This window comes from Blastomonas sp. (assembly GCF_041747255.1).
Lineage (GTDB): Bacteria > Pseudomonadota > Alphaproteobacteria > Sphingomonadales > Sphingomonadaceae > Blastomonas.
Map to the genome: position 1 here is coordinate 1 of NZ_JBGTFM010000196.1, position 4,243 is coordinate 4,243.

Genomic DNA, 4,243 nt, shown 5'->3' on the forward strand with positions numbered 1-4,243 from the left:
GCAGGGATGTTCACCGCGCGCGGTTATAACATCGAGAGCCTGACGGTGGCCGATATCAGCGAGGACCATGCGGTCAGCCGCATCACCATCGTCACCAACAGCCCGCCCGCTGTGATCGACCAGATCAACGCGCAGCTTGAGCGGCTGGTCGCGGTGCACCGCGTTGCCGACCTCACCGAGCTTGGGCCGCATGTCGAGCGCGAGTTGGCGCTGATCAAGGTTGCGGGCACTGGCGACCACCGCATCGAGGCGTTGCGGCTCGCCGACATTTTCCGCGCCCGCCCGGTCGATACCAGCACCGCCAGCTTTGTGTTTGAAATTTCGGGCAGCTCGGACAAGATCAACCAGTTCATTGCGTTGATGCGCGAGGTCGGGCTGGTCGAGGTGGCACGCACCGGGGTCGTCGCGATGACGCGGGGGCCAACGGCGGGGTGAGCTTTACCCTCTCCCTGCAGGGGAGAAGGACAGGCGCGAAGCGGCAGGGAGAGGGGCTGTCAGGCCCTCTCCAACCTCCATTCGGCAGCACGCTGCCAAACTTCGGGACCCTCTCCACTGCAGGGAGAGGACATGAGACAGGGACCAAACAACCTATGCGCGTTTATTATGATGCTGATGCCGATCAGAAGCTGATCGAAAACAAGAAGATCGTCATCGTCGGCTATGGCAGCCAGGGTCATGCCCATGCGCAGAACCTGCGCGACAGCGGCGTCAAAGACGTGGCGATCGCGCTGCGTACCGGCAGCGCCACCGCCAAAAAGGCCGAGGATGCAGGCTTCAAGGTGCTGAGCAATGCCGATGCCGCTGCCTGGGCCGATATTGTCATGATTCTCGCGCCCGATGAGCATCAGGCCGCGATCTATGCCGATGACTATCACGCCAACATGAAGCCCGGTGCGGCGCTGGCCTTCGCGCACGGCCTCAACATCCATTTCGGGCTGATCGAGGCGCGCGAGGACCTCGACGTGATCATGATCGCGCCCAAGGGGCCCGGCCACACCGTGCGAAGCGAATATGTCCGCGGTGGCGGCGTGCCCTGCCTGATCGCGGTCGAGCGCGACGTTTCGGGCAGCGCGCATGACATTGCGCTGGCTTATGCGAGCGGCGTTGGCGGCGGGCGCAGCGGCATCATCGAAACCAACTTCCGCGAAGAGTGCGAGACCGATCTGTTTGGCGAGCAGGCGGTCCTGTGCGGCGGCCTCACCCATCTGATCCAGGCCGGGTTCGAAACGCTGACCGAAGCGGGCTATGCGCCCGAGATGGCCTATTTCGAATGCCTGCACGAGGTCAAGCTGATCGTCGATCTGATGTATGAAGGCGGCATCGCCAACATGCGCTATTCGATCAGCAACACCGCCGAATATGGCGACATAACCACCGGCCCGCGCATCATCACTGCTGAGACCAAGGCTGAGATGAAGCGCGTGCTCGCCGACATCCAGCAAGGCCGGTTCGTCAAGAACTTCGTGCTCGACAACCGCGCTGGACAGCCCGAGCTCAAGGCCGCACGCAAGCTCGCCGCCGCGCACCCGATCGAAAAGACCGGTGCCCAGCTGCGCGCGATGATGCCGTGGATCGGCGCCAACAAGCTGGTCGACAAAGACAAGAACTGACGCTGCACGTCTCCCCTCCTGCATGCGGGAGGGGAGATACCGAAACGCACCCTTTCCATTTTGACCTTTGCATGGCGGCAGGAGCTTCCCTAGTCTGGCGTCTCCCGACCGACCAAACAGGAGGCTTGCTCATGCGCCACATCAAGAAAATCGCCACCATTGCCGCAATTGCGATTTCCGCGCCACTGATCGCTCAGCAGGCCATGCAGGTCCCCGGCAAGGCCGATCCAGCCCGCGTCACGGCCGGAACGTATGTCGCAGATTCTGGCCATTCGCTGATCGGCTGGGAGGTTAACCACTTCGGTTTCAACGATTATTACGGCCTGTTCGGCGATGTCGCAGGCACGTTGACGATCGACCCCGCCAATCTTGCGGCCGCAAAGGTCGATGTCACCATTCCGGTCAGCAAGGTCACCACCGCAAGCGCGGGCCTCACCAGCCACCTGCTGCGCGCGGGCAAGGATGGCGGCAAACCCGACTTTTTCGGCCCAGCCCCCGCCGATGCGCGCTTCGTATCGACCAAGGTGGTTCCCAAGGGCATGACCGCGATGATCACCGGTAATCTGACACTCAACGGCGTCACCAAAGAGGTGACATTGGAAGCCGAATTCACCGGTGCGGGCGCGAACCCGTTCAACAAAAAGGAAACCATCGGCTTTGAGGCTGAAACCGAAATTAAGCGCAGTGATTTTGGAATTGCATATGGTTTGCCAGTGATCGGCGACGAGGTCGAACTCGACATTTCGGTCGCCTTCGAAAAGCAGTAATGGAATTGGCTCTCCCCGGTTGCGCGCCGGGGAGGGTTTTTGCTATTTCCACCATCCGATCAGAACACACTTTAAGGGCACCCTGCTCGATAAGGAGCGTTTTTTGTTGCGTCCTAGCGGCCATTCGCGCAATAACAATGCCCTATGACCGGATCGGCACTTCTTGCAGCGCTTCGACTTACACGCCCTTAGGCGTGACCGGATTTGTGTGCGTTTGGCATGCACTCTCGCCTAAGGGCACCCATCCCGATACAGCCATTATCCTGAATATGGGGCGCAACCAGCCATGCCGATGCTCACCGATCCTTCGCAAAAGTACCAGCGCTTCCCGCGCGTCGATCTGCCGAACCGCACATGGCCCGATGCGGTGACCACCGCGCCGCCGCGCTGGCTGTCCACCGATATGCGCGATGGCAACCAAGCGCTGATCGACCCGATGGACGGCGCGAAAAAGCAGCGCTTCTTTGATTTGCTGGTCAAAATTGGCCTTAAGGAAATCGAGGTCGGTTTTCCGTCTGCGGGCGATACTGAATACAGCTTCATTCGCGGTCTCGTCGATGGCAACAAAATCCCTGACGATGTCACCGTGCAGGTGCTCACCCAGGCACGTCGCGACCTGATCGAGCGCAGCTTCGAGAGCCTCGCGGGTGTCCACCGCGCGATTGTCCACCTCTACAACGCCGTCTCGCCTGCATGGCGCGAGGTCGTGTTCGGGCTCGACCGCGCTGGGGTCAAGGCAATCGCGGTCGAAGGCGCGAATATCCTCAAGGAACAGGCGGCGAAACATCCTGAGACCGATTGGCATTTCGAATACTCGCCAGAAACCTTCTCGACCGCCGAACTGGATTTCAGCCTTGAGGTCTGCGAGGCGGTGATGGCGGTGTTGCAGCCGACGCCTGACAAGCCCCTGATCCTCAACTTGCCCGCCACGGTGGAAGCCTCCAGCCCCAATATCTATGCCGATCAGATCGAATGGATGTGTCGCCACATCAGCCGGCGCGATTGTGTCGTCATCAGCCTGCACCCGCACAATGATCGCGGATCGGGCATCGCGGCGGCGGAGCTTGGCCTGATGGCGGGCGCGGACCGCATTGAGGGCTGCCTGTTCGGCAATGGCGAGCGCACCGGTAACGTCGATCTGGTGGCACTCGGGCTGAACATGTACACGCAGGGCCTGCACCCTGGGCTCGACTTTTCGGATATGGATGAGATCGTCAAGACGGTCGAATATTGCAACCAGCTCAAGGTGCCTGAGCGCCATCCTTATGCGGGCGAGCTGGTGTTCACCGCGTTTTCGGGCAGCCATCAGGACGCAATCAAAAAGGGCTTTGCCGCGCAGGAACGGCGCAACGACCGTCTGTGGCAGGTGCCCTATCTGCCGCTCGACCCCGCCGACATCGGGCGCTCCTATGAAGCGGTGATTCGCGTCAATTCGCAGTCGGGCAAGGGCGGCGTCGCCTGGGTGCTTGAGCAGGATCAGGGACTGAAGCTGCCCAAAAGGTTGCAGGCCGATTTCAGCAAATCGGTGCAGGCGCTTGCAGACGCGACCAGCCGTGAATTGTCGTCGGCTGACATCTGGCAGGCATTCCAGGACCGTTACCGGCTTGATGGTGCGGGCAAATACCAGCTGGTCGATTATGAGGAGCGCAAATCGGGCAACGACCGGCTGTTCGTTGGGCGGATCATTGCAGGCGACACCGAAATTCCGGTGAGCGGCCGCGGCAACGGGCTGATCTCGGGTGTGGTCGATGCGCTGTCGAGTGCGCTGGGCATCGCCATCGACATCGCCGACTACCGCGAACACGCGATTGGCGCAGGCTCAAAGGCACGCGCCGCAGCCTATGTCGAATGCGCCATCGATGGCCG

Annotated in this window: 4 protein-coding genes; all 4 read left to right on the top strand. The window is 61.2% G+C overall.

Annotated elements, in window-relative coordinates; genetic code table 11:
* Nucleotides 1-435 (top strand): acetolactate synthase small subunit (ilvN, locus tag ACEW8G_RS07035; protein WP_373487725.1); only part of this gene is annotated, 435 nt, incomplete at its 5' end.
* A gap of 155 nt (nt 436-590) precedes the next feature.
* Nucleotides 591-1,610, top strand: coding sequence for a ketol-acid reductoisomerase (gene ilvC, locus ACEW8G_RS07040; protein WP_373487726.1), 1,020 nt, complete (start codon nt 591-593; stop codon nt 1,608-1,610).
* 131 nt (nt 1,611-1,741) lie between these two features.
* Nucleotides 1,742-2,377, top strand: coding sequence for a YceI family protein (locus tag ACEW8G_RS07045; protein WP_373487727.1), 636 nt, complete (start codon nt 1,742-1,744; stop codon nt 2,375-2,377).
* Nucleotides 2,378-2,663: 286 nt separating this feature from the next.
* Nucleotides 2,664-4,243 (top strand): 2-isopropylmalate synthase (gene leuA / locus ACEW8G_RS07050; protein ID WP_373487728.1); only part of this gene is annotated, 1,580 nt, incomplete at its 3' end.